Raw genomic sequence first — 24,403 nt, forward strand, 5'->3', positions numbered from 1 at the left:
CAGGGCGTACGGGACGTTGCAGGGGCGCCGCACGAATCGGGGCGGCACCCTACTTAAGCTCACGGACGCTTCAACAGCACCTGATCGATCAGCCCGTATGCCTTCGCGTCCTCGCTCGACATGAAGTTATCACGGTCGGTGTCGCGCGCGATGCGTTCGACGTCCTGGCCCGTGTGCTGCGCGAGCAACTGGTTCAGCCGCTCCTTCAGGTAGAGGATTTCGCGTGCCTGGATCTCGATGTCGGATGCCTGGCCGCGTGCGCCGCCGAGCGGCTGGTGAATCATCACGCGCGAGTTCGGCAGCGCGAAACGCTTGCCCTTCGCACCCGACGCGAGCAGGAACGCGCCCATGCTGGCCGCGAGGCCCATGCACAGCGTCGACACGTCCGGCTTGATGAACTGCATCGTGTCGTAGATCGCCATGCCGGCCGACACCGACCCGCCCGGGCTGTTGATGTACAGGCTGATGTCCTTGTCGGGATTCTCGCTCTCGAGGAACAGCAGCTGCGCAACCACGAGGTTGGCGGTCTGGTCGTTCACTTCGCCGACCATGAACACCAGGCGCTCCTTCAGGAGACGCGAGTAGATATCGTACGAACGCTCGCCGCGGCCGCTCGTTTCGACGACGATCGGCACCAGCCCCAGCGCTTGCGCCTCGAAACCCTGCGGCGCGTTCGAAGCAAGCATGTCCAGCAATTCAGCGCGAGTGATCATTCAATGAACCTTGTTCGAATGGAAAATTGAACGGAAGGAAGCCGCCCGCTCAATCGCCATATTAATGGCAACCGTGCGCTTGACGTAAAAACGGCGTGCGGGCCGTCGCTCCGACAGCCGGCACGCCGCTAGAGCAACACTTACGCTTGCGCCGATGCGCTCGCGAGTGCTTCGAAGCTCACTTCCTTGTCCGTCACCTTCGCCTTGCCCAGCACGAAATCGACGACGTTGCTTTCAACGACGAACGCTTCCATCTCGGCGAGGCGCTGCTGGTTCGAATAATACCAGCGGACCACTTCCTTCGGGTCTTCGTAGCTCTTTGCGAACTCGTCGACTTCCGCGCGGATCTGTTCCGGCTTCGCTTCGAGGCCGTTCGCCTTCACGAGCTCGGCCAGCACGAGGCCCAGCTTCACGCGGCGTTCTGCCTGCTCGGTGAACATCTCGGCCGGGATCGGTGCGTCCTTCGCGTTCGGCACGCCACGCTGCGCCAGATCCTGGCGAGCCATTTCGACGAGGCGTTGCTGATCCTGCTCGATCAGCGCCTTCGGCACGTCGAGTTCGGAGATCTTCAGCAGCGCGTCCATCACCTGGTTCTTGACGATCGACTGCGTGCGACGCTTCGCTTCGCGCTCGAGGTTTTCCTTGATCTCGGCACGCATCTTCGTGAGGTCGCCGTCTTCGATGCCGAGCGACTTCGCGAATTCAGCGTCGATTTCCGGCAGGTGCGGCCATTCGATCTTCTTCATCGTGACCGTGAACTGCGCCGTCTTGCCCGCGACGTCCTTGCCGTGGTAGTCCTCCGGGAACGCCAGATCGAACGTGCGCGATTCGCCGACCTTCAGGCCCAGCGCAGCGGTTTCGAATTCCGGCAGCATGCGGCCTTCGCCGAGCACGAACGGGAAGTCTTCAGCCGTGCCGCCCTGGAACGCGACGTCGTCGATCTTGCCGACGAAGTCGACCGTCACGCGGTCGCCGTTCTTCGCTGCGGTGTCCGCACCGCCGTCGCCGTGCTCGCCGGCTTCGCCACGTGCGTGGAAGTGCACGCGCTGCTTGCGCAGGATGTCCAGCGTGCGGTCGATTTCGGCGTCGCCGATCGACGTCGTCGAGCGCTCGACCTCAGCCGTCGCCAGATCGCCGATCTTGACTTCCGGGTAGACCTCGAACGTCGCGTCGAACGCGTATGCACCTTCAGCCTGCTCCTGCTTCGGCTCGAAGCTCGGCTGGCCAGCGACGCGCAGGTTTTCCGCGCGGCTGATCGTGAAGAATTCCTGGCCGATCTTGTCGCTCAGCACTTCCGCTTCGACCTGACCCGCGTACTGTTGCGCGACCATCTTCACCGGCACCTTGCCCGGGCGGAAACCCGGCATGCGCACGGTCTTCGCGAGTTTCTGGATACGGGCGTCGATTTCCTTCTGCACGGTGTCTTTCGGCAGGGAAATCGTCACGCGGCGTTCAAGCTTGCCGAGGTTCTCAACAACGTTAGCCATGGCTTCAATCGTCCTAAAATTATTCGAGCGAATCGGGTTTTCCTTGCCGTGCCTGCCTGCGGCGTGATGTGTGTCACATCCACTCGCCGCGCCGGAGCGCCACGCCATCCCTGCACGCGCCGGATGGCTAGCGCAAGCGGCTCGGAGCACGGCTTTGGCCGGAAGAATCGACTATTCTAGCAAACAATTTTCATCACACCGCCAGATCGGCGCGACACACATGCGTCCGCGCCGCGTCAACAGCCCTTTGCACGGCAATGCAAGCGGATCGCCGCTATGCCGAACGCCGTATCCTCCCCGGCCCCGCCATCCTGTAAGCTCCGATTGAGGGGTAGCCGCCGCCGCAGCCCCGATATTCTTCACACTAATCACGCCTTCCGGAGACACCATGCCGCAACACCCGTCCGCGCCTGTCGTCGTCATCGCGCCCGATTCGTTCAAAGGCTCGCTTTCCGCCGAGCAGGTCGCGGACGCGATCGCCACCGGCATCCGCCGCGCGCGGCCCGACGCGGTCGTGCGCTGCTGCCCGATGGCCGACGGCGGCGAAGGCACGCTCGACGCGATGCTGGCAGGCGGCGGCACGCGGCGTGCGTTGCGGGTGGCCGGCGCGTCGCTCGCGGCGCGCGATGCGGCGGTCGGCGTGATCGACGCGCGCACCGCGATCGTCGAGACGGCAGAGATCGTCGGCATTACGGATCCGGTCGGCATGAGCGTGCCGGTCGACGCACGCAGTACGCGCGGGATGGGCGAGGCGATCCGTACGCTGCTCGACGAAGGCGTGCGCCGCTTCTTCGTCGCGCTCGGCGGCAGCAGCACCAACGATGCGGGCGCCGGGCTGCTCGCGGGCCTCGGCCTGCAGTGCTTCGACGCGGCCGGCCAGCCGGTCGAACCCGTTCCGTCGCGGCTCGCCGAGATCGCGCGCATCGACGCGTCGGGGCTCGACCCGCGGCTGAAGGAAACGGAATTCATCGGCATGTCCGACGTCGACAACCCGCTGACGGGCGCGCACGGCGCGACCGCCGTGTTCGGCCCGCAGAAGGGCGTGACGCCCGGGCAGATTGCGACCCTCGACGCCGCCCTCGCCCGCTTCGCCGACCTGCTCGAAGCTGCGCTCGACCGTCGCAGCCGCGACCTGCCGGGCGCCGGCGCCGCGGGCGGCCTCGGTTTCGCGCTGCACATGCTCGGCGCGCAGTTCGAAGCGGGCGCCGAAGTGGTCGCGCGGCAGGTCGGCCTCGACGCGGCGCTTGCCGGCGCCGACTGGCTGATCACCGGCGAAGGCCGCTCCGATGTGCAGACGCTGCACGGCAAGGCACCGTTCATCGCGTGCCGCCACGCGCAGGCCGCCGGCGTGCCCGCATCGCTGCTGTCGGGCGCGGTCGACCCGGCCGCGCTGCCGCGTCTGTCCGAACATTTTTCCGGCTGCTTCTCGCCGGCTCCCGGGCCGATCACGCTCGACGTCGCGATCCGCGACGCGGCCAATCTGCTCGCGAACGAAGCGGAGCAATTGACACGCCTGAAGTACGGCGCACACTGACCGTTGACCCGAGCGCGCGATACAGGAACAATCGGGCCCGCCCTTTTTCTTCAGGATTCGACATGAAAGGCCGTCAAGCCGGGCTCGATCAGTTTCTGACCTATCGCCTCCACGCGCTCACGAAGCGATCCGACCGCGGGATCGGCGAGGTGTACCGGCACAAGCTCGACATCTCGCTGCCCGAGGCGCGCGTGATCGCCGCCGTCGGCGCCTTCGGCCCGTTCTCGATCATGGATCTCGCGCGCCACACCAATCTCGACAAGAGCCAGGCGAGCCGGGCAGCCGAGGCGCTGCTGCGCCAGGGGCTGCTCGAGCGGAGCGCGAGCGAGGAGGATGGCCGGATCGTGCTGATCGCGCTGACCGCCGACGGCCGCGCGCTGCATCGCAAGATCATGCCGATCGTGCGCAAGTGGAACGACGGCTTGCTCGCGTGCTTGTCCGACAGCGAACGCCAGACGTTCGAACGACTGCTCGACAAGGTCGTCGCGCACGCGACCGAGCGGGACGACTGAGCCCCGCTACGGGCACGGCGCCCGCAGCATTAATCAGATGAATTCGACGGGCCGCCCCGGTCGCCTGAACAGCGACGCGGGCGGCCCGCTTTGCGTGATGTCGCGCTACGCGTTGCAAGCGAAGCGCAACGCGTAGCGTCGCCGGCGTCGCGCATGCAGCGGCCCCGAGCGCGCTACAGGCCGCTGTTCGCCGCGCGCTGGCGCAACAACCCGAGCACCGCGTCGCAATACGGGGTCGGCACGCCGAGCTTGCGACCGAGTTCAGGGAACACGCCGAGGATCGGCCCGATCTCGAGGGCACGCCCCGCTTCGAAATCCTGCAGCATCGACGTCTTGAACGCGCCGAGCTTGCGCGTGACCGCGATCCGCTCGGGCCCGCTCATCCCCGTCGACAGACCCAGCTTCGCGCCGATCGCGGCCGCCTCCTCCATCATCCGCAATGCGAGATCCTGCGTGAACGGATCGTCGAGCAACTGCTCGGCCGTCGACCCCGTCAGCGCGCTCAGCGGATTCATGTTCATGTTGCCCCATAGCTTCGTCCAGATCTCGGTCCGGATCGCGGGCGTCGACTCGACGTCGAAACCGCCCGCCGCAAGCGCCGCGGCGAATCGCGCCGTGGCAACGTCGAGCCGCGGATCGGGCGCACCGACGATCAACCGGTTGCCGCGCCCGCGGCGTACGACGCCCGGCGCGTCGGTACTCGACGACAGGTGCACGACGCAACCGATCGCCTGTGCGGGCGGCAACGCCGCCGACACCGCGCCGGCCGGATCGACCGCATCGAGCGGCACGCCGTCGAGCGCGCCTCGGAGCCCGTGCGTGAACCACCACGGCAGCCCGTTCATTGCAGCGACGATCACGGTGTCCGGCCCGACCAGCGGCGCGATGCCCGCGGCCAGCGCCGGCAACGCCTGCGCCTTCAGCGCGATCACCACGTAGTCCTGCACGCCGAGCGCGGCCGCATCGTCACTCGCTCGCACCGGCACCGACGATGTCTCGCCGGCCTCGTCGATCACTCGCACGCCGTGCGCATTCAACGCGTCGAGCGTCGCGCCGCGCGCATACGCGCTCACGGTCATGCCGGCCCGCGACAGCGCGGTCGCGAGCAACCCGCCGATCGCGCCGACCCCGACCACCGCCGCGCGCACCGCCCCTGAATTCGTGTCGTTCATGATGGAATTCCGTCTCCTGGAAGCTGACGAGCATAACGTTCAATGGTTGCAGGCACAACCATTCACGCGATCGCATGCAACGTGCGCATCGTGCAATTCAGCGCGGCTCGCCACCGGCTTCCACCGGCTCGTCGTCGGCCGCACCGCCCGTCGCGCCGAGCACGCCGGCGATCTGGCTCTTGTCGTGCATGCCGAGCTTGCGGTACGCGCAGCGCAGGTAGTGGCGCACGGTCGTAGGCGAAATCGCCATCTGTTGCGCGACTTCCTTGTGCGAGCGCCCTGCGCCGTAATAGCGGATCGCCGCGAGCTCGCGCGGGCTCAGGCGGTCGAGCAGCGAGCGCGGCCGCGCCTCGATCTGGAACAGCCCCGCAACCGGCACGCACTGGATTCGCAGCGCATCGCCGACGAACGGCTGGCCCGGCTGTCGCCGCAAGTGCGCGACGAGCGGCTCCGGCACGCGGGCGCCGGCCCATGCCGGCCACTCGGTACGCAGCACGTCGTCGAAACCGTGATCGGCATGGTGAAGCACGCCGAAGTTGTCGCACAGCGCACGCGCCGCCGGCGCGACCGTATCACCGCGTTCGCGCGTGAGTTGCGCGGCGCGATTGATCGTCAGCGCCGCCGCGAGATGCGGAATCACTTCCTCGAAGCGGCGCGCATCGTCGTCGCTGAACGGGCGGTTCAGGCCCTGGCGGTAGATCGACATGAACGTCGTCAGGCCGAACCGGCGATCGAGCGTGCACACGCACATCAGTTGCGCGAGCCCGTACTTCACGCACCAGTCGCGAAACCGGGCATCGAGACCCGGTTCGACGACCGACAACCGCACCGCGTGGCCGTGCGCGCCGCGCAGCGTGCGGTGCGCGAGCGGGTCGCAATCGCGCACGCGCTTCCAGTCGCTGAAGAACGCATGCGGCAACCGGTACAGGAAGCTGTTGTGCATCACCGGGCCCGTCGGCACGTGGGTCGCGACGCCCGTCCATGCGGCGTCGAACGGAACGAGCGCCTGCAGCAGCGAAAAGAAGCGGTATTCGAATTCGCCGATGCCGGACCGGGCGGCAACCGCGTACAGGTCGAGCAGCATCAGCCCGAGTTCGCGCTGCGACGCGTCACCGCGCGTGACGCCGTCGAAATCGGCGCGCCGGGACGGCAGAGGCGGCCAGGCGAAATCGTCGAGCACGATGGCGGCCGGCACGTCGCGCAGCGCATCGAGATCCTGCCCGATTTCCGTCGTGATCCTCACCTTCCGCTCCCCTGCCCGATCGGGCTGCTGATGTGCGCGACGACACCGGCCGATTATAGCGAGCGGTTTTTTTGACGGGCCACGGTGCCGGAACGGGCGCCAGCCCCATCCATTTGAACGGTGCACGGCAGGTTGCTGCTCCGCAGCACGCCGCGGCACGGCAGCGCGCCGTGTGCATGTCGTGCACCACGGGTTTTCCACACCGTTCATCTGTACGACTGTTCGAAGGTTTTCCCGCTGCGGACACTGCGTCGCGACAACACCAACGACAAACCGATGCAGGACGGTATGGAGAACCCCACGTGACGCAACCCCGCTTCATCCGCACGGCCGCGGCCGTCGCGACATTTGCCGCGTGCGGCGCTGCCGCGCACGCGCAGTCGAGTCTCACGCTGTACGGCGCGCTCGACGCCGGCGTGCAATACCTGACGCATGCCGACGGACGCCACTCGGCCGTGCAGCTGCAGAACTACGGCATCCTGCCTTCGCAGATCGGGCTGAAGGGCCACGAGGATCTCGGCGGCGGCTGGCGTGCGCTGTTCAAGCTCGAACAGGGCCTCAACCTCAACGACGGCACCGCGACCGTGCCCGGCTATGCATTCTTCCGCGGCGCGTACGTCGGCATCGCGGGGCCCGTCGGCACCGTCACGCTCGGCCGGCAGTTCAGCGTGCTGTTCGACAAGACGCTGTTCTACGACCCGCTCTGGTACGCGTCGTACAGTGGCCAGGGCGTCATCCTGCCGATGAACGCGAACTTCATCGACCACTCGGTCAAGTACCAGTCGCCGACGTTCGCCGGCTTCGACGTGGAGGCGCTTGCCGCGACGTCCGGCGTCGCCGGCAATACGCGCGCCGGACGCGTGCTCGAACTCGCCGGCCAGTACACGAGCAACGGCCTGTCGGTCAGCGCGGTGCTGCATCAGGCGCACGGCGATGTTTCCGCGGCCGACGACACGTCGTCGCGCCGCCGCGAACTCGGCACGCTCGCCGCGCGCTATGCGTTCGCCACACTGCCGCTCACCGTCCATGCGGGCGTCGAACGCCTGACCGGCGACCTCGACGCGGCGCGCACGATCGTCTGGGGTGGTGCGCGCTACCAGATGTCGAGCGAGATCGGCCTGAACGCGGGTGTCTATCACACCGACTCGCGCACGCCGGCGATCGGCCACCCGACGCTGTTCATCGCGAGCACCACGTACGCGCTGTCGAAACGCACCGTCACGTACGTGAACCTCGGCTACGCGCGCAACAGCGGCCAGAGTTCGCAAACCGTCTACGAATACGACCCGACGCCGCTCGCGGGTGCATCGCAGTTCGGCGCGATGGTCGGCATGTACCACCTGTTCTGATTTCCCCAACGAGATTCCGCCATGAAAACCCTGTCCCCGGATGCCGCACTCCCGCCCGCCGGCCGCGCATCGACCTTCGCGCGCTCGACGCTCGTCGCGCTTGTCGTGTTCGCGGCCATCACGCCGCTGCTGCTGCTCGTGGCGCCTGCCGTCGCGGGCCAGCTCGCGACGCAGCTCGGGTTGTCCGCGTCGCAGATCGGCACTTACTTCTTCGTCGAACTCGGCGCGTTCAGCCTGGCGACCGTGCCGTCGTACCTGTGGCTCGGGCGGGTCGACGCGCGCCGCGTCGCCGCATTCGCCATCGCGCTGTTCGGCGCGGGCAACCTGCTGACCGCGCTGTGGATGCCGGGCTTCGTCGCGCTGCTTGCGCTGCGCGCCGTTACCGCGCTCGGCGGCGGCTCGCTGATGGTGCTCTGCATGACGAGCGCCGCGACGAGCGAGAACAGCGACCGCGTGTACGGCCTGTGGGTCGTCGGCCAGTTAATCGCGGGCGCGATCGGCCTGTTCGTGCTGCCGCACGTGTTCGCGGCGTTCGGATTGCGCGCGTTGTATGTCGCGCTCGCCGCACTCGCGCTGCTCGCGGCGCCACTGTCGCGCGGCTTTCCGTCCTCACTGGGCGCGCGAGCAACACCCGCGCGCGACGCTGCGGCGCAGACACCTCAAAGCTTCGTCGTGCTCGCGATCGGCGCGGTGCTGACGTTCTATCTCGCGATCGGCAGCGTGTGGACGTTCGCAAGCCGCGCCGCGACCGAAGCCGGACTCGATCCGCAGTCGACCGGCAATGTACTCGCGATCGCGAGCGTGATGGGCATCGCCGGCGCGGCGCTCGCGTCCTGCGCGGGCGGCCGGCTTGCCCGGCGCGCGATGCTCGCGGCCGGTTACGCGCTGCTCGCGGCCTCGCTCGTCGCGCTCGCCGTGATGCGGCATGCCGGCGGCTACAGCGCGGCGATCTTCGCATTCAAGTTCGCGTGGACGTTCGTACTGCCGTTCATCCTCGCGACCGTCGCGCAGATCGACACGTCGGGGCGCCTCGTGGCCACGCTCAATTTCGTGATCGGCGCGGGCCTCGCGGCCGGCCCGCTGCTCGCCGGGCTGATGCTCGACGCCGGCGGCACGATGCGCGCGCTGTTCTCGGCCGCGACGGCCGTCGCGATCGTGTCGTTCGCCGCACTGCGCCACATCGACCGCCGGACGCACCCTTCCATTTCCACCCAACCGTGACAGGTCACGCACATCCATGAATCGCACTGCCTTCTTCACCGACGAACGCACTTTCTGGCATACCGGCGGCACGCACGCGCTGTTCTTCCCGGTCGGCGGCTGGGTCCAGCCGCCGTCGAGCGCGGGCTACGCGGAATCGCCCGATTCGAAGCGGCGCTTCCTGTCGCTCGTGCAGGCCTCGGGCCTGGCCGCGCAGCTCGACCTGCGCGGTGCCGAGCCGGCCACGACCGCCGACCTGCTGCGCATTCACCCCGCGCACTATCTCGACGCGTTCCGCGCACTCAGCGATGCGAATGGCGGCGACCTCGGCGACCTCGCACCGTTCGGCAAGGGCAGCTACGAGATCGCCGCGCTGTCCGCCGGACTCGCGATCGCGGCCGTCGACACGGTCCTCGGCGAGCGTGCGGCAAACGCATTCTCGCTGTCGCGCCCACCCGGCCATCATTGCCTGCGCGATCGCCCGATGGGCTTCTGCCTGCTGGCGAACATCCCGATCGCGATCGAGGCCGCCCGCGCGAAACACGGCATCGAGCGCGTCGCGGTGATCGACTGGGACGTGCATCATGGCAACGGCACGCAGTCGATCTACTACGACGATCCGGACACGCTGACGATCTCGCTGCATCAGGACCGCTGCTTCCCGCCCGGCTACAGCGGCGCCGACGACCGCGGCGAAGGCGCAGGTGTCGGTGCGAACCTGAACGTGCCGCTGCTCGCGGGTAGCGGCGACGATGCGTATCGCTACGCGTTCGAGCGAATCGTGCTGCCGGCGCTGGAGCGATTCCGGCCCGAGCTCGTCGTGATCGCGAGCGGCCTCGACGCGAGCGCGGTCGATCCGCTCGCGCGCATGCAGCTGCATACCGACAGCTACCGGTTCATGACACGGGCGGTGAAGGAAGCCGCCCAACGCCATTGCGGCGGGCGGCTCGTGATCGTGCACGAAGGCGGCTATTCGGAGGCGTACGTGCCGTTCTGCGGGCTCGCGATCGTCGAGGCGCTGGCGGGGGTTCGCACCGACGTCGCCGATCCGATGCTCGACCTCGCGATCGCGCAGCAGCCGGGCGAACGGTTCGTCGCGTTCCAGCGGGAATTGCTCGACGAACTGGCTACGTCGTTCGGGCTGTAAAGCGCGCCGGCGGACGCGACGAGGGCCGGCCGGCGCCGGCCCTCTTGCGCGATCGGGGCGGATGGGGTTTCCTGTGCCTTTATCCCCGTTTCGGCCCGAAGCCGCACTCTTCCGATGAAATCGTCCCCGCGCGATAACAATGACGATGCCAAGGCGCGCCGCCAGCCTTCGAAGCTGGTCCTGAACATCGCCGCCGTGACGGTCGGCCTCATCACGTTCGCGATCGGCGCGGCGTGGGTGATCTATAGCTGGGTCGTCGATCGCGAAGCGCAGTATTTCGCGATCCCGCTGGTGTTCTCGGTGCCGGTGATCGTGGCGGTCGCGATCCGGAGCTTCTGGGAATAAGCGCGCCTGGAATGATGAAGCGCCGCGGGTCGGGCGACGCGCGGCGCTGGGTGCCGGACTTGTTTCAGATGAAGCGGGAATTCCCGCAGTTCGCTTGCGGGCCGGTCACAGGCCCGAGGACGTACACGGATCGGGGACTGTGCCCCGGGTCCCGCCGATAACGAGGGTGGGCCCAGTGCCGGTCAGGAACCTGGCGGCCGCTATCAGCACACGTTCCGTCGTCAACGACTCATCGCTCGAAATCTGCCGCTTCGAGTAGGCGTAACACTCCGGGGGCATGACGAACCGCTGCACCGGCTTGGCGCTCCACGCTATGTTGTCGGCGGGCGTCGTGGCAAATGCCGGCGCAGCGAGTATCAGCGCCAGTACGAAAAGCGGAACGCGGACGGTGTTTTTCATCGATGGCCCTCGGCGTAATTGTGTTTCTTATAGGGGAAGCGAACACAATATTACACGCGGCACGAATATTCGCCCACCGCTTGCCCCGGCTCTCGTACCGGGAAAAACACCGGCATCAACAAAAAAGCGCTGCGGTCAATCGACCGACAGCGCTTTTGGGTGAACGGCCCCGGACTGAGGCGCATTCGACTTCTGGTGCGTGAGGCCGGACTCGAACCGGCACACCCTTGCGGGCGTCAGGACCTAAACCTGGTGCGTCTACCAATTTCGCCACTCACGCGCATTTCTGTCGCCTGACCACGCGGCACGAAAGATGCGTGACCACGCGCCCGGGACATCGCGCCGGCTTGTAACCGGCACGCCCGATCAGGCGAGCGCGAGATTCTACCCGATCCGTGCGGGCTTGTCTCGCCCCGCCGGCACCCGTCGTGCAGCGGTGCTAGAATGCCGCGCTCGACGTTTCGGCACCGCGCCGCCGCGCGTCCCCGAACCCGCCCCCACACGATTCCGCCCGTGAACTTCGACGACTACTGTCAGCAAAAGGCCGCCCCTGCGGGCTCCAGCGTCTACTACGCGCTGCGTCAGGCGCCGCTCGCCACGCAGCCGCGTCTGACTGCGCTATTCGCGCTGCGCCGCGAACTCGAGGAAACCGTCAAGGAAACCAGCGACCCGACCGTCGGACACACGAAGCTCGCGTGGTGGCACAAGGAACTCGCGGCGCTGGCCGACGGTCAGCCGTCGCACCCGGTCACGAAGGCGCTTGCGCAGCATCATCCGGCGATCGCCGCCGAGGCCGACGCATTGCGTACGCTCGTCAACGGTTACGGGATGGATCTCGAACAGGCGCGCTACCTCGATTTCGCGAACCTGCAGCGTTATATCGCGCAGGCCGGCGGCACCTTCGCGTCGCTGGTCGCACGCGCAAGTTCGCCAAACCCGGCGGAACCGCAACCGTGGGCCGCGGACGCCGGCCGCGCACTGATGCTCGCGCAGTTCGTGCAGGACCTCGGCAACGATGCGCGCCACGGCCGCATCTACCTGCCGATCGACGAACTGCAGCGTTACAACGTGACCGCGGCCGATCTGCTGAACCGCCGCTACAGCCCGGCCTTCACCGAATTGCTGCAATTCCAAACGACCCGCGCGCGCGAAGCACTCGTGGCCGCCGAAGCGGCGATCCCGGCATCCGAACGCCGCGCCCAGCGCACGCTGCGCGCGCAGATCGCACTGGCCGGCTCGCTGCTCGACGAAATCGAGCGCGACGGCTACCAGGTGCTGCATCAGCGCATCGCGCTGACACCGATCCGCAAGCTGTGGATCGCGTGGCGCGCCGCGCGCCGCCGCTGATCTCCACGCCTCACGCCTTCAGCAACGGCAGCGTATCGAAGCGCTGCTGCAGCACGCGCGTTGCATCGAGCCCCCACCACGGCCCGAGCACGGTCGCGTAGAGCTGGCGGAAATCGACCGCGACCGGCAGGTTGCCGTTGCCGTCGAGCCGCCCGAGCGCCGGCGGCGCACCGTACAGCCCGCCGGCCACGCGGCCGCCCATCACGAAATGCGGCGCGGCCGTGCCGTGATCGGTGCCGTTGCTCTGGTTCTCGCGCACGCGCCGCCCGAATTCCGCATAGGTCATCACGAGCGTCTGGTTCCAGCGCCCGAGTTCGATCAACGCGCCGCGCATCGCGCTCATCCCTTCCGCGAACTGCTTGAGCAGCGCAGCCTGCTGCCCCGGCTGGTTCTGGTGCGTATCGAAGCCGTTGAGCGTCAGGCGCAGCACCGCGACACCATCCTGCGCACCAGGCCCGGACGCTTCGCACGCGGCCAGCACCTGCATCGCGGTCTTGACCGACGTGCCGAACGCGCCGGCCGGAAAGGCGGTCCTGAATTCACGCATCCCGCCGCGCGGACGCAGCCGGTCGGCCGCCTTCACGATGTCGTTCTCGACGTCGATGATGTGTGCGAGCGCGGGGTTCTGTTCGCGCAGTGACGACGGCTCGGCAAGCCGGGCCGCACGAATGAACTGCGCGGGATTGACGAGCGCGATCGCTCGCGCACCGTTCGAGAGCGGCCCCATCTCGGCGCTGCCGAGCACGACGCCGTCGGCCGCGAAACCGGGCGGCACGGGCGCCTGCGCGAACGTGCGCGTCAGCCAGCCTTCGTGCAGATATTGATCCGAGCGCGACGCGGTATCCCAGATCTCGATCGAGCGGAAATGCGACAGGTTCGGCTGCGGGTAGCCGACACCCTGCACGACCGCGACCTGCCCGTCGCGCCACAGCGGCATCAGCGACGCAAGCGATGGATGCAGCCCCGTGTGCGCGTCGAGTTGCAGCACCTGCTCGCGCTTGATGCCGATGCTGCGGCGGAACTGGTAATAGAGCGGGTCCGCATACGGCACTACCGTGTTGAGGCCGTCGTTGCCGCCCTTCAGCTCGACGAGGATCAGCACGTTCGCGTACCCGGCCGCCGCTTGGCGCCCCGCCTGTGTCACGGAAGCGGCCATCGCAGGCGCCTGCCACATCGACACGCCGGCCGCGGCCGCCGCGCCCGTCAGCGTCAGAAAATCACGTCGGTTCATCGCGCATCCTTTGGTTCACCGCCCGGCGTCTTTGCCGCACCGGCTCCCCGCTTCATCGTCGTTCGAATCATTTCAGTTGATAGGCCGGATCCATCAGCAGCGCCTCGAGATACGCGCTGCCGGTCGAATCCGTGTCGATCGCAGCGACCGGCGACATTTGCAGCACCGCATGCTGCAGCTGAAGCTCGGTCGACAAACCGGCAATCGCCTGCGGCCGCGCGCGATATTGCGAAAGCCAGCGTTCGAGGTCGAATCGCAGGCCGGCGCGCGCGGGCTTGGCAGGCGTGCCGTGCATGCCGGCGTTGGATGCCGTATCGACCACCGGCATCGCATGTGCGCGGCCATTCGGCGCATTCGGCGGCGGCACCATCGCATGCGCCGGCGGGTGCATGCCGGCCGTCTCCGTCGCGCGGAACAGCTGCTCGACGAACTGCTTGCGCGCGAGCAGCGTGGTGCTGTTGATCCACAGCGCGCCGCCCGGCCAGCCCTTCACGTTCGGCGGATAGAACAGGTTCTGCCCGAGCGTGCGCACGGTGTTCGCGAGCATCTGCGGATCGCCGTACGACACGTCGAACAGCCGCACCGACCCGACGACGAATTCCGCCGGCGACTTGACGAGCACGCCGCGATTGCGAGGATCCCAGAAGGCGTCGGTCGACCACAACGCGGCGAGCGCCGCCCGAATGTCGTAGCCGCTCGAGCGAAACCGGTCGGCCACCGCATCGAGCGCGCCAGGATCGGGGGTATCCGACACGAACTCGCGCCACAGCTTGGCGGCGATGAAACGCGCGGTACCGGGCCGCTTCAGCAGGATGTCGAGAAAGCCGTCGCCATCGAACGGCCCCGTTTCGCCGAGGATCGTCTTGTCGCCGGCGTCGTGCAAATCCGGCCGAACCTCGAAGCGATAAGTATCGGGATCGACTGTCCAGCCCGTCATCGCACGCGCGGCCTCGGTCACGTCGTATTGCGTGTAATGCCCTTCGCCGAGCGTGAACAGTTCCATCACCTCGCGCGCGAAATTCTCGTTCGGGCGCCCCTTGCGATTGCTCGCGCCATCGAGGTACTGCAGCATCGCCGGATCCTTCGCGACCGCATGCAGCAACACGCCGAAGTTGCCGAGCGCCTCGCGGCGAAACAGCGCGTTCTGCGCCGCCATCGTCTGCGGATAAGGCACCTTGTCCTGACCCGACGTGAAGTGCCCGTGCCAGAACAGCGTCATGCGCTCGGTGAGCGGCGACGGCGTGACGATCATCTCGTTGACCCACGCCGCGCGTAGCGCATCGTACCGGACGTTGCGCTCGCGCTGCTCGTCGCGCCGCATGTCGGGCGTCAGCGCCTGGCGCTGCGCGCGCGTCGGCGGCAACTCGGCGATCCAGTCGGGCCAGGTCGTGATGGGGTCGCGGCGAACGTTGCCGAGCGTGTCGGCCACGACCTGCGCGCGCGTCATGCCGACGACGCGCGCGACATCGGCGGGCGCGGGAGAAAATCCGGTACGACTCAGGAAAAACAATGCATCGTCGGCGTCGAGCGGCGACTGCATGGCGGGCGACGGCGCCGGTGCGGCAGCGTTCGCTTTCATCGTCATGGACTCCCGGAGCGCACCGGCGGTGCGGATGCCGGTACAACGGCAATCGGCAGGCGAAAGTTGACGGAAAAATTGCTACGAAACTTTTCCGCGCGGTGAATTCCGCGCAGGGAGAAAGACGGCGTGTCAGCGCTTGTACAGCTCGCGAACGGCGTCCTCGATGTGCTGGCGCAAAAGGTGGCGTTCCTCGGGCGTCATGTGCCCGTCGCGGCGGCGCTGTTCGAGATCGGGAGGCACGGCGGAACGGACCGTCGTCTCGGCGGTACGATCCGACTGCGGCGCTTTGCCGCGCGGCAGCTTGCGCGACGATGCGCCCTGCTCGGGGCGCTGCGCATACGCGAAGTTCGACGCATACGGACCGGCAAGCGCGATCGTCAGCATCAGTGCAATCCGGGCAGATCGCATGACCGTCCTCGCTTCTTTGGTCGATTTGTTCCCTTCGTCACGCGGCAACCGGTTACCTCTGGTACTTGAAAAACCCTGCGGAATTCGGGTGTGCAAAGATGAATGATGGAGTGCAGGGGAGTATCTACCGAATTTCGGCTTCGAGTAAAGGAATCTCTATAGCCTGCCTTTACTCGGCGCGACACTACGGGTAAATTTTGTAACCGACTGTAACGCACGAAAATACGCGGCCGTGCGCCAATTCCCATTCGCGATAAGATGCCGATCATGGAAACGAAAAACCCCTCCAAGATTCTCGTCGTCGACGACGACCCGCGCCTGCGCGACCTGCTGCGCCGCTATCTCGGCGAGCAGGGTTTCAATGTCTACGTCGCGGAAAACGCGACCGCAATGAACAAGCTCTGGGTACGCGAGCGTTTCGACCTGCTCGTGCTCGACCTGATGCTCCCGGGCGAAGACGGCCTGTCGATCTGCCGCCGCCTGCGCGGCAGCAACGACCGCACGCCGATCATCATGCTCACCGCGAAGGGCGAGGATGTGGATCGCATCGTCGGCCTCGAGATGGGCGCCGACGATTACCTGCCGAAGCCGTTCAACCCGCGCGAACTCGTGGCGCGCATTCATGCGGTGCTGCGCCGCCAGGCGCCGGCCGAACTGCCGGGTGCGCCGTCGGAAACCACCGAGGTGTTCGAGTTCGGCGAGTTCTCGCTGAACCTCGCCACGCGCACGCTGACGAAATCCGGCCAGGAAATTCCGCTCACCACCGGCGAATTCTCGGTGCTGAAGGTGTTCGCGCGTCATCCGCGCCAGCCGCTGTCGCGCGAAAAGCTGATGGAGCTCGCACGCGGCCGTGAATACGAAGTGTTCGACCGCAGCCTCGACGTGCAGATCTCGCGGCTGCGCAAGCTGATCGAACCCGATCCGGGCAGCCCGCGTTTCATCCAGACCGTCTGGGGCCTCGGCTACGTGTTCATCCCGGACGGCGCCGCCTGATCTTTTTCCTTTCCGGTTTCGCCCGCCCACGGCCCGTCCCATGCGTATCGACCGGCGCCTCCTGCAGCTCGCGTTCGGCGGGCTGTTCTGGCGCACCTTCCTGCTGATCGCGCTGCTGATCTCGGTCAGTCTCGCCGCGTGGTTCCAGAGCTTTCGCGTGATCGAGCGCGAGCCGCGTGCACAGCGCGTGGCTCTCCAGCTCGTCGCGATCGTGAAGCTCACGCGCACCGCCCTGCTCTATTCCGATCCCGATTTGCGGCGCGCGCTGCTGCAGGATCTCGAGAGCAACGAGGGCGTGCGCGTTTACCCGCGCGAGAAAACCGACAAGTTCAAGCTGCAGCCCGACGAATCGCTGAACCGCCTGATCGAACACGACATCCGCAGCCGCCTCGGCGACGATACCGTGATCGCCCAGTCGGTCAACGACATTCCCGGCGTGTGGATCAGCTTCAAGATCGACGACGACGATTACTGGGTCGCGCTCGACCGCGACCAGCTCGACAGCGTCACGGGCCTGCAGTGGGCCGGCTGGGGGCTGTTCGCGCTCGCGTTGTCGCTGTTCGGCTCAGCGTTCATCACCAGCCTGGTGAACCGGCCGTTCTCGCGGCTCGCGCTTGCCGCGCGGCAGATCGGCTCGGGCCAGACACCCGAGCTGCTGCCCGAGCGCGGGATGGGCGTCGCGGCCGAGACCAACCGCAGCTTCAACCAGATGGTGCGCGACCTCGAACAGCTCGAGGCCGACCGCGCGCTGATGCTCGCGGGCATCTCGCATGACCTGCGCACGCCGCTCGCGCGGCTGCGGCTCGAAACCGAGATGAGCCCGTCCGACCAGGCGACCAAGGACGCGATGGTCGACGACATCGAGCAGATGGACCGCATCATCGCGGCCTTCATCGACTACGCGCGCCCGTCGCAACGCAAACCGGAGCCCGTCGATCTATCGTCGATCGCGCAGGAAGTCGCCGCCCGCGTGTCGGGCGAGGATGGCGTCGAGATCCGCACACGGCTCGCGCCGAGCGCGGTGATCGAAGCCGACGAGACCGACATGCGCCGCGTGATCGGCAACCTCGTCGAGAACGCGCGCAAGTACGGCCAGAGCAAGCAGGACGGCGTGTCGCGCATCACGCTCGAGACACGCGTGTCGCACGCGCGCGTCGAGCTGTCGGTGAGCGACGAAGGCCCCGGCATCCCCGAGGATCAACTGCCGCTCGTGATGCGGCCGTTCTACCGCGTCGACACCGCCCGCACCAAGGCGGACGGCACGGGCCTCGGGATGGCGATCGTGCTGCGCCTGGTCGGCCGCTATCGCGGCGCGCTGCGCCTGCGCAACCGCAACCCGGAAGCGGGCCTCGAAGTCACGCTCGAATTCCCCGGCGCCGGCAAGGCGCGTGCGACTGCGTGACGCGCTCGCGCACGCTTCTTGCGCTGCACACTATCGATCCGGTTGAAAAAAGCTATGAGGATCGTTAGTCAAAATCTATTGAATCGCCTAACTAATAGTGTTATAGTTTTGCCCATGCTGTCACACCATCGTTGCAGCACCGAGGTAGCTTGACTCAGTCTTCTTCCCAACTCATACAGGAGTATCCGCATGAAAACCGTGGGCGATAAACTCGAAGCTTTCACCGTCGTAGCCGCGAAGCCGGGCTTCAACAATCACGAGGAAAACGGCCAGTCGGCATTCGAGACCGTCACCGAAGCGTCGTTCCCGGGCAAGTGGAAGATCATCTACTTCTATCCGAAGGATTTCACGTTCGTGTGCCCGACGGAAATCGTCGAATTCGCGAAGCTCACGAAGCAGTTCGAAGAGCGCGATGCCATCCTGCTGGGCGGCAGCTCGGACAACGAATTCGTCAAGCTCGCATGGCGCCGTGAACATAAGGACCTCGACAAGCTGAACCACTACTCGTTCGGCGACGTCAAGGGCGAGCTGATCGACCAGCTCGGCGTGCGCGACAAGGAAGCCGGCGTGGCCCTGCGTGCAACGTTCATCGTCGATCCGGACAACACGATCCAGCACGTTTCGGTGAACAACCTGAACGTCGGCCGCAGCCCGGAAGAAGTCCTGCGGATTCTGGACGGCCTGCAAACGGACGAACTGTGCCCGTGCAACCGTGCAGTCGGCGGCGCAACGCTGTAAGCGCATCGATGCACGAAGCCCGCGGCGCACGTCCTGCCTGCGGGCTTTTTTAACGGCCAACCCATAGGAGATATCAATGGAATTCATCGACTCGATTAAGGCACGTATCCCCGACTACGCGAAGGACATTCGCCTGAACCTCGACGGCACGATCTCGCGCTCGTCGCTCGAAGGCACCGACGCGGTCGGCGTCGCGCTGGCGGCGGCCATCGCGGCGAAGAGCACGGTGCTCATCAAGACGATCCGCGAAGCCGGCGTCCTGTCGCCCGAAGAGACGAACGCCGTGCTGACGGCAGCCGCGCTGATGGGGATGAACAACACCTGGTATCCGTATGTCGAGATGGCCGACGATGCAGACCTGAAGACGCAACGCGCCGAGCTGCGGATGGGCGCGTATGCGACGCACGGTGGCGTCGACAAGCGCAAGTTCGAGATGTACGCGCTCGCCGCGTCGATCGTCGGCAAGTGCCACTTCTGCGTGAAGTCGCACTATGCGCTGCTGAAGAACGAGCAAGGGATGACCGTTACGCAGCTGCGCGACGTCGGCCGCATCGCGTCGGTGATCAACGCCGCCGCGCAAGTGATCGCCGCGGAAGGCGAATAAGCGGTTGCACCGCCCGGCCGGCAACCGCGCCGGCCCGGCAGTCGCTCCAAACGAAAATGCCACGCATCCGCGTGGCATTTTTCATTTCAGCAGCGCGGCGCGGCGGGCGAACCGCGCGCCGCCGCAGCCTCGCGTCAGCCGCCCTGCTTCACCAGCAGTGCGGCGGCCTGCGCCTCGATCCCTTCGCCGCGGCCGAGATAGCCGAGCTTCTCGTTGGTCTTCGCCTTCACGTTCACGCGATCGAGCGGCAGCCCGAGATCGGCCGCGATGTTCGCGCGCATCCCGTCGATATGCGGCGCCAGCTTCGGCGCCTGGGCGATCACGGTGCTGTCGACGTTCTGGATCGTGAAACCGGCCGCCTTGATGCGTGCGGCGCACTCGCGCAGCAGCACGCGGCTGTCGGCCCCCTTGAACGCCGCGTCCGTGTCGGAGAAATGGCGGCCGATGTCGCCGAGCGCCGCCGCGCCGAACAGCGCATCGGTGATCGCGTGCAACAGCACGTCCGCATCCGAGTGGCCGAGCAGGCCGCGTTCGTACGGAATCGTCACACCGCCGATGATGAGGGCGCGCCCCTCGACGAGCTGGTGCACGTCGTAGCCTTGTCCGATTCTGAAATCCATGCGTATTCCGATTGTGAGGGGGTGAATGTCAGGAAGCGTTCGTGGAACGCGCGAGGATCGCTTCCGCAAGCGCGAAATCTTCCGGGTACGTGACCTTGAAATTGCGCAGGCTGCCCTGCACGACGCGCGGCGTATGGCCGGCCCATTCGATCGCGCTCGCTTCGTCGGTCAGGTCGTGCCCTTCGCGCTGCGCGCGCAGGATCGCCTCGCGCAGCATGCCGATGCGGAACATCTGCGGCGTCTGCGCCTGCCACAGCGCGTCGCGCGACTCGGTGCGCGCGATCGCGTCGCCGCCGGCCGGCACGCGCTTGAGCGTATCGGCCACCGGCAGCGCGACGATGCCGCCGACCGGATCGTCCTTCAGCGTTGCGACGAGCGTACGGATCAGTTCCGGCGTGATGCCCGGGCGGGCGGCGTCGTGCACCAGCACCCAGTCGTGGTCGGTCGCGCCGAATTCGGCCAGTTCGAGCAGCCCGTTCAGCACCGACGCCTGGCGCGAACCGCCGCCGCAGCGGCGCACCGCGAAGCGCAGGCCCGCGAAGCGGCGCGCGTCGAAATGGGAATCGTCGGGCGCGAGGACGACGAGCGTCTGCGCGAATTCGCTGCACGCGTCGAACGCGGCAAGCGTGTAGTGCAGCAGCGCGCGGCCGGCCAGCGTGCGGTATTGCTTCGGCACGGCCGAGCCGGAACGGCTGCCGGTGCCGGCGCAGGGAATCAGGGCGAAAAGTCGGGGAGTCACGAAGGGAAACGCCGGTAAGATGAAATCGAGAAGCGGATTTTATAATAGGTCTTTCGTCTCGACCGGCGCACCGCGATGCGCCCGTGCACGCCACCCCTGTCGTCCCTATGCCAGATAACGCTTCCACCCCGTCCGCCTCGCCCGTTGCCCGCGTCAAGCCCGGCCAGCGCTTCGCCTTCGACGGCGCGCATGGTTCCGCCGACGCGCTCGCCATCGCCCGTTATCTCGCCGACAACCGCCAGGACGTGCCGCTCCTTGCGGTGATCTGCGCGAACGCGGTCGACGCGCAGCGGCTCTCGCAGGAAATCCGCTACTTTTCACCCGACGCGCGCGTGCGCCTGCTGCCGGACTGGGAAACGCTGCCGTACGACACGTTCTCGCCGCACCAGGACCTCGTGTCCGAACGTCTCGCGACGCTGCACGACCTCGGCGAGGGCCGCTGCGACATCCTGCTCGTACCCGCGACCACCGCGCTGTACCGGATGCCGCCTGCGTCTTTCATGGCCGCGTACACGTTCGCATTCGCGCAGGGCGAGCGGCTCGACGAGGCGAAGCTGAAGGCGCAGCTCACGCTGGCCGGCTACGAGCACGTAAGCCAGGTCGTGCGGCCCGGCGAATACTGCGTGCGCGGATCGCTGATCGACCTGTACCCGATGGGCTCGCCGCTGCCGTACCGGATCGACCTGTTCGACGACCAGGTCGACTCGATCCGCGCGTTCGACCCGGACACGCAGCGCAGCCTCTACCCGGTGCGCGACGTGCGTCTTTTGCCCGGCCGCGAGTTCCCGTTCGACGAAGCCGCGCGCACGGCCTTCCGCAGCCGCTGGCGCGAAACCTTCGAAGGCGACCCGAGCCGCGCGCCGATCTACAAGGACATCGGCAACGGCGTGCCGTCGGCCGGCATCGAGTACTACCTGCCGCTGTTCTTCGACGAAACCGCCACGCTGTTCCACTACCTGCCGCAGGATGCGCACCTCGTGTTCACCGGCGATCTCGAAGCGTCGATCCGCCGCTTCACGGCCGATACGAAGCAGCGCCATGCGTTCCTCGCGCACGATCGCGAGCGGCCGATCCTCGAACCGCAGCGCCTGTTCCTGTCCGACGAGGATTTCTTCGCATTCGCGAAGCCGTTCGCGCGCGTCGTGCTCCCGGCGCAGCCGGCCGGCGGCTGGGCAACGGGCCTGCCCGAACTCACGGTCGATCGCCATGCCGACGATCCGCTCGCCGCGCTGCGCACCTTCGTCGAATCGTCGGGCAAGCGCGTGCTGCTGACCGTCGAATCGGCCGGCCGCCGCGAGACGATCCTCCAACTGCTCGCCGAACACCATCTGCGCCCCACATCGAACGACCACTTCGCCGGCTGGCTCGAGAGCGACGCACGCTTCGCGCTCGGCGTCGCGCCGCTCTCGAACGGCTTCGCGGTGCCGGGCGAAGGCTACGCGATCGTCACCGAGACCGAACTGTACGGCGCGCTCGGCCGCCGCGCGGGCCGCCGCCGGCAGGAACAGGCGAGCAACGTCGACGCGATGGTGCGCGACCTGTCGGAGCTGAAGGTGGGCGACCCGGTCGTCCACGCGCAGCACGGCATCGGCCGCTACATGGGCCTCGTGTCGATGGATCTCGGCGAAGGCGAGACGGAATTCCTGCATCTCGAATACTCGGGCGACAGCAAGCTCTACGTGCCGGTCGCGCAATTGCACGTGATCTCGCGCTACAGCGGCGCCGATCCCGACAGCGCGCCGCTGCACGCGCTCGGCTCCGGCCAGTGGGAGCGCGCGAAGCGCAAGGCCGCGCAGCAGATCCGCGATACGGCCGCCGAGCTGCTGAACCTGTACGCGCGCCGCGCGGCCCGCGAAGGCCACGCGTTCTCGCTCGATCCGCGCGACTACGTGAAGTTCGCGGAAAGCTTCGGCTTCGAGGAAACGCCCGACCAGGCGGCCGCCATCGCGGCCGTGATCGGCGACATGACGAGCGGCAAGCCGATGGACCGCCTCGTGTGCGGCGACGTCGGCTTCGGCAAGACCGAGGTCGCGCTGCGCGCCGCGTTCATCGCGGTGCTGGGCGGCAAGCAGGTCGCGCTGCTGTCGCCGACCACGCTGCTCGCCGAGCAGCACACGCAGACCTTCGCCGACCGCTTCGCCGACTGGCCGGTGCGGATCGTCGAGCTGTCGCGCTTCAAGACCACGAAGGAAGTCAACGCGGCGATCGCGCAGATCAACGAAGGCAGCGTCGACATCGTGATCGGCACGCACAAGCTGCTGTCGTCGGACGTGCAGTTCAAGCGCCTCGGCCTCGTGATCATCGACGAGGAACACCGTTTCGGCGTGCGCCAGAAGGAAGCGCTGAAGGCGCTGCGTGCGGAAGTCGACGTGCTGACGCTCACCGCCACGCCGATCCCGCGCACGCTCGGGATGGCGCTCGAAGGGCTGCGCGATTTCTCGGTCATTGCAACCGCGCCGCAGAAGCGGCTCGCGATCAAGACCTTCGTGCGCCGCGAGGAAGAAAGCGTGATCCGCGAGGCGATGCTGCGCGAGCTGAAGCGCGGCGGCCAGGTGTACTTCCTGCACAACGAGGTCGAGACGATCGAGAACCGCAAGGCGATGCTCGAGGCGCTCGTACCGGAAGCCCGCATCGTGATCGCGCACGGCCAGATGCACGAACGCGAGCTCGAACGCGTGATGCGCGATTTCGTCGCGCAGCGCGCGAACGTGCTGCTGTGTACGACCATCATCGAGACCGGCATCGACGTGCCGAGCGCGAACACGATCATCATGCACCGCGCGGACAAGTTCGGCCTCGCGCAGCTCCACCAGCTGCGCGGCCGCGTCGGCCGCTCGCATCACCAGGCCTATGCGTACCTGCTGGTCCACGATCCGCAGGCGCTGACCAAGCAGGCGCAGCGCCGGCTGGAAGCGATCCAGCAGATGGAGGAACTGGGCTCCGGCTTCTATCTTGCGATGCACGACCTCGAGATCCGCGGCACCGGCGAAGTGCTGGGCGACAAGCAGTCGGGCGAGATCCACGAGATCGGCTTCCAGCTCTATACGGACATGCTGAACGACGCGGTGAAGGCGCTGAAGAACGGCAAGGAGCCCGACCTCACCGCCCCGCTCGCCGCGACGACGGAAATCAACCTGCACGCGCCGGCGATCCTGCCGGCCGACTACTGCGCGGACGTGCAGGAGCGGCTGTCGCTGTACAAGCGGCTCGCGAACTGCGAGCACGGCGACGCGATCGACGGTATCCAGGAAGAGCTGATCGACCGCTTCGGCAAGCTGCCGCCGCAGGCGCACGCGCTCGTCGAGACGCACCGGCTGCGGATCGCCGCGAAGCCGCTCGGCATCGTGAAGATCGATGCGAGCGAGGTGGCGATCGGGCTGCAGTTCGAGCCGAATCCGCCGATCGATCCGATGCGGATCATCGAGATGGTGCAGAAGCATCGGCACATCAAGCTCGCGGGCCAGGACAAGCTGCGCATCGAGACGCGCTCGCCCGATCTCGCGATCCGCGTGTCGACGATCAAGGAAACCCTGCGCGCGCTCGGACCCAAGCAGGGAGCGACTGCCGCGGTGCGCTGACGCGATACTGACGGGTGCGGCGTTGCTGCACCGCACTGCGCCCGATGCGGGCGGGCCGAC

Annotated in this window: 22 protein-coding genes and 1 tRNA gene; 12 read left to right on the forward strand and 11 right to left on the reverse strand. The window is 67.1% G+C overall.

What is annotated here, in order from left to right; genetic code table 11:
- Positions 1 to 59: 59 nt before the first annotated feature.
- Positions 60 to 713, reverse strand: coding sequence for an ATP-dependent Clp endopeptidase proteolytic subunit ClpP (gene clpP / locus LXE91_RS15515; RefSeq protein WP_010092137.1), 654 nt, complete (start codon positions 711 to 713; stop codon positions 60 to 62).
- Between the two features lie 140 nt (positions 714 to 853).
- Positions 854 to 2,200: a trigger factor gene (gene tig / locus LXE91_RS15520; RefSeq protein WP_039367170.1), complete on the reverse strand. Its 1,347-nt coding sequence runs from the start codon at positions 2,198 to 2,200 to the stop codon at positions 854 to 856.
- 388 nt (positions 2,201 to 2,588) lie between these two features.
- Here tig and LXE91_RS15525 point away from each other — a divergent pair, with 388 nt between their 5' ends.
- Positions 2,589 to 3,734 carry a glycerate kinase gene (locus LXE91_RS15525; RefSeq protein WP_039367173.1) on the forward strand — a complete coding sequence of 382 codons (1,146 nt, stop codon included), beginning with the start codon at positions 2,589 to 2,591 and terminating at the stop codon, positions 3,732 to 3,734.
- Positions 3,735 to 3,796: 62 nt separating this feature from the next.
- Positions 3,797 to 4,246 (forward strand): MarR family winged helix-turn-helix transcriptional regulator, encoded by a 450-nt coding sequence (locus LXE91_RS15530; RefSeq protein ID WP_039367176.1) that lies wholly within the window; start codon positions 3,797 to 3,799, stop codon positions 4,244 to 4,246.
- 173 nt (positions 4,247 to 4,419) lie between these two features.
- Here LXE91_RS15530 and LXE91_RS15535 read toward each other — a convergent pair whose 3' ends face one another.
- On the reverse strand, positions 4,420 to 5,418 hold the full coding sequence (locus LXE91_RS15535) for a 2-dehydropantoate 2-reductase (protein ID WP_039367179.1): 999 nt from the start codon (positions 5,416 to 5,418) through the stop codon (positions 4,420 to 4,422).
- Between the two features lie 97 nt (positions 5,419 to 5,515).
- The gene (locus LXE91_RS15540; RefSeq protein ID WP_039367181.1) at positions 5,516 to 6,661 is read right to left on the reverse strand and encodes a helix-turn-helix transcriptional regulator; all 1,146 of its coding nucleotides are present in this window, start codon (positions 6,659 to 6,661) and stop codon (positions 5,516 to 5,518) included.
- 302 nt (positions 6,662 to 6,963) lie between these two features.
- Between LXE91_RS15540 and LXE91_RS15545 the strand changes: the two genes are divergently transcribed.
- The 4 genes from LXE91_RS15545 (at position 6,964) to LXE91_RS15560 (ending at position 10,702) form a co-directional block, all read left to right on the forward strand.
- Positions 6,964 to 8,010, forward strand: coding sequence for a porin (locus LXE91_RS15545; RefSeq protein WP_039367184.1), 1,047 nt, complete (start codon positions 6,964 to 6,966; stop codon positions 8,008 to 8,010).
- 21 nt (positions 8,011 to 8,031) lie between these two features.
- A complete protein-coding gene (locus tag LXE91_RS15550; protein WP_039367187.1) occupies positions 8,032 to 9,231 on the forward strand; it encodes an MFS transporter in 1,200 nt (399 codons plus the stop codon).
- Between the two features lie 16 nt (positions 9,232 to 9,247).
- Positions 9,248 to 10,357 carry a class II histone deacetylase gene (locus LXE91_RS15555; protein ID WP_039367189.1) on the forward strand — a complete coding sequence of 370 codons (1,110 nt, stop codon included), beginning with the start codon at positions 9,248 to 9,250 and terminating at the stop codon, positions 10,355 to 10,357.
- A 114-nt stretch (positions 10,358 to 10,471) separates the two neighbouring features.
- The gene (locus LXE91_RS15560) at positions 10,472 to 10,702 is read left to right on the forward strand and encodes a hypothetical protein (protein WP_039367191.1); all 231 of its coding nucleotides are present in this window, start codon (positions 10,472 to 10,474) and stop codon (positions 10,700 to 10,702) included.
- Between the two features lie 105 nt (positions 10,703 to 10,807).
- Here the strand turns inward: LXE91_RS15560 and LXE91_RS15565 are convergent, their stop codons facing one another.
- Together LXE91_RS15565 and LXE91_RS15570 are read right to left on the reverse strand one after the other, a co-directional pair.
- On the reverse strand, positions 10,808 to 11,101 hold the full coding sequence (locus LXE91_RS15565) for a hypothetical protein (protein ID WP_039342869.1): 294 nt from the start codon (positions 11,099 to 11,101) through the stop codon (positions 10,808 to 10,810).
- A gap of 193 nt (positions 11,102 to 11,294) precedes the next feature.
- A tRNA-Leu gene (locus LXE91_RS15570) sits at positions 11,295 to 11,381 on the reverse strand.
- 233 nt (positions 11,382 to 11,614) lie between these two features.
- Between LXE91_RS15570 and hpnD the strand changes: the two genes are divergently transcribed.
- Positions 11,615 to 12,448, forward strand: coding sequence for a presqualene diphosphate synthase HpnD (hpnD, locus tag LXE91_RS15575; protein WP_039342867.1), 834 nt, complete (start codon positions 11,615 to 11,617; stop codon positions 12,446 to 12,448).
- Positions 12,449 to 12,458: 10 nt separating this feature from the next.
- Here the strand turns inward: hpnD and LXE91_RS15580 are convergent, their stop codons facing one another.
- The 3 genes from LXE91_RS15580 to LXE91_RS15590 form a co-directional block, all read right to left on the reverse strand.
- Positions 12,459 to 13,679 (reverse strand): DUF1501 domain-containing protein, encoded by a 1,221-nt coding sequence (locus LXE91_RS15580; protein WP_039342864.1) that lies wholly within the window; start codon positions 13,677 to 13,679, stop codon positions 12,459 to 12,461.
- Between the two features lie 67 nt (positions 13,680 to 13,746).
- Positions 13,747 to 15,258, reverse strand: coding sequence for a DUF1800 domain-containing protein (locus LXE91_RS15585; protein ID WP_039342905.1), 1,512 nt, complete (start codon positions 15,256 to 15,258; stop codon positions 13,747 to 13,749).
- A 132-nt stretch (positions 15,259 to 15,390) separates the two neighbouring features.
- Positions 15,391 to 15,669, reverse strand: a complete 279-nt coding sequence (locus LXE91_RS15590; RefSeq protein ID WP_039342863.1) for a hypothetical protein — start codon at positions 15,667 to 15,669, stop codon at positions 15,391 to 15,393.
- Positions 15,670 to 15,927: 258 nt separating this feature from the next.
- Between LXE91_RS15590 and ompR the strand changes: the two genes are divergently transcribed.
- From ompR to LXE91_RS15610, 4 genes are all read left to right on the forward strand, one after another.
- Positions 15,928 to 16,662 carry an osmolarity response regulator transcription factor OmpR gene (ompR, locus tag LXE91_RS15595; RefSeq protein ID WP_006478565.1) on the forward strand — a complete coding sequence of 245 codons (735 nt, stop codon included), beginning with the start codon at positions 15,928 to 15,930 and terminating at the stop codon, positions 16,660 to 16,662.
- A gap of 40 nt (positions 16,663 to 16,702) precedes the next feature.
- Positions 16,703 to 18,064 carry an ATP-binding protein gene (locus LXE91_RS15600; protein WP_039342861.1) on the forward strand — a complete coding sequence of 454 codons (1,362 nt, stop codon included), beginning with the start codon at positions 16,703 to 16,705 and terminating at the stop codon, positions 18,062 to 18,064.
- Between the two features lie 189 nt (positions 18,065 to 18,253).
- Positions 18,254 to 18,802 carry a peroxiredoxin gene (locus LXE91_RS15605; protein WP_034181176.1) on the forward strand — a complete coding sequence of 183 codons (549 nt, stop codon included), beginning with the start codon at positions 18,254 to 18,256 and terminating at the stop codon, positions 18,800 to 18,802.
- Positions 18,803 to 18,878: 76 nt separating this feature from the next.
- Complete coding sequence (locus LXE91_RS15610) at positions 18,879 to 19,406, forward strand: carboxymuconolactone decarboxylase family protein (RefSeq protein WP_011352388.1); 528 nt, start codon at positions 18,879 to 18,881, stop codon at positions 19,404 to 19,406.
- 134 nt (positions 19,407 to 19,540) lie between these two features.
- Here LXE91_RS15610 and ispF read toward each other — a convergent pair whose 3' ends face one another.
- Together ispF and ispD are read right to left on the reverse strand one after the other, a co-directional pair.
- Positions 19,541 to 20,026, reverse strand: coding sequence for a 2-C-methyl-D-erythritol 2,4-cyclodiphosphate synthase (ispF, locus tag LXE91_RS15615; RefSeq protein ID WP_039342858.1), 486 nt, complete (start codon positions 20,024 to 20,026; stop codon positions 19,541 to 19,543).
- A gap of 28 nt (positions 20,027 to 20,054) precedes the next feature.
- Entirely contained in the window at positions 20,055 to 20,765 is a 711-nt protein-coding gene (gene ispD / locus LXE91_RS15620; RefSeq protein ID WP_011352390.1) for a 2-C-methyl-D-erythritol 4-phosphate cytidylyltransferase, read from the reverse strand.
- Positions 20,766 to 20,872: 107 nt separating this feature from the next.
- On the opposite strand from ispD, the gene mfd reads away from it, so the two are divergent.
- Entirely contained in the window at positions 20,873 to 24,343 is a 3,471-nt protein-coding gene (gene mfd, locus LXE91_RS15625) for a transcription-repair coupling factor (protein ID WP_039342856.1), read from the forward strand.
- Positions 24,344 to 24,403 lie beyond the last annotated feature (60 nt).

The organism is Burkholderia contaminans, from assembly GCF_029633825.1.
GTDB lineage: Bacteria > Pseudomonadota > Gammaproteobacteria > Burkholderiales > Burkholderiaceae > Burkholderia > Burkholderia contaminans.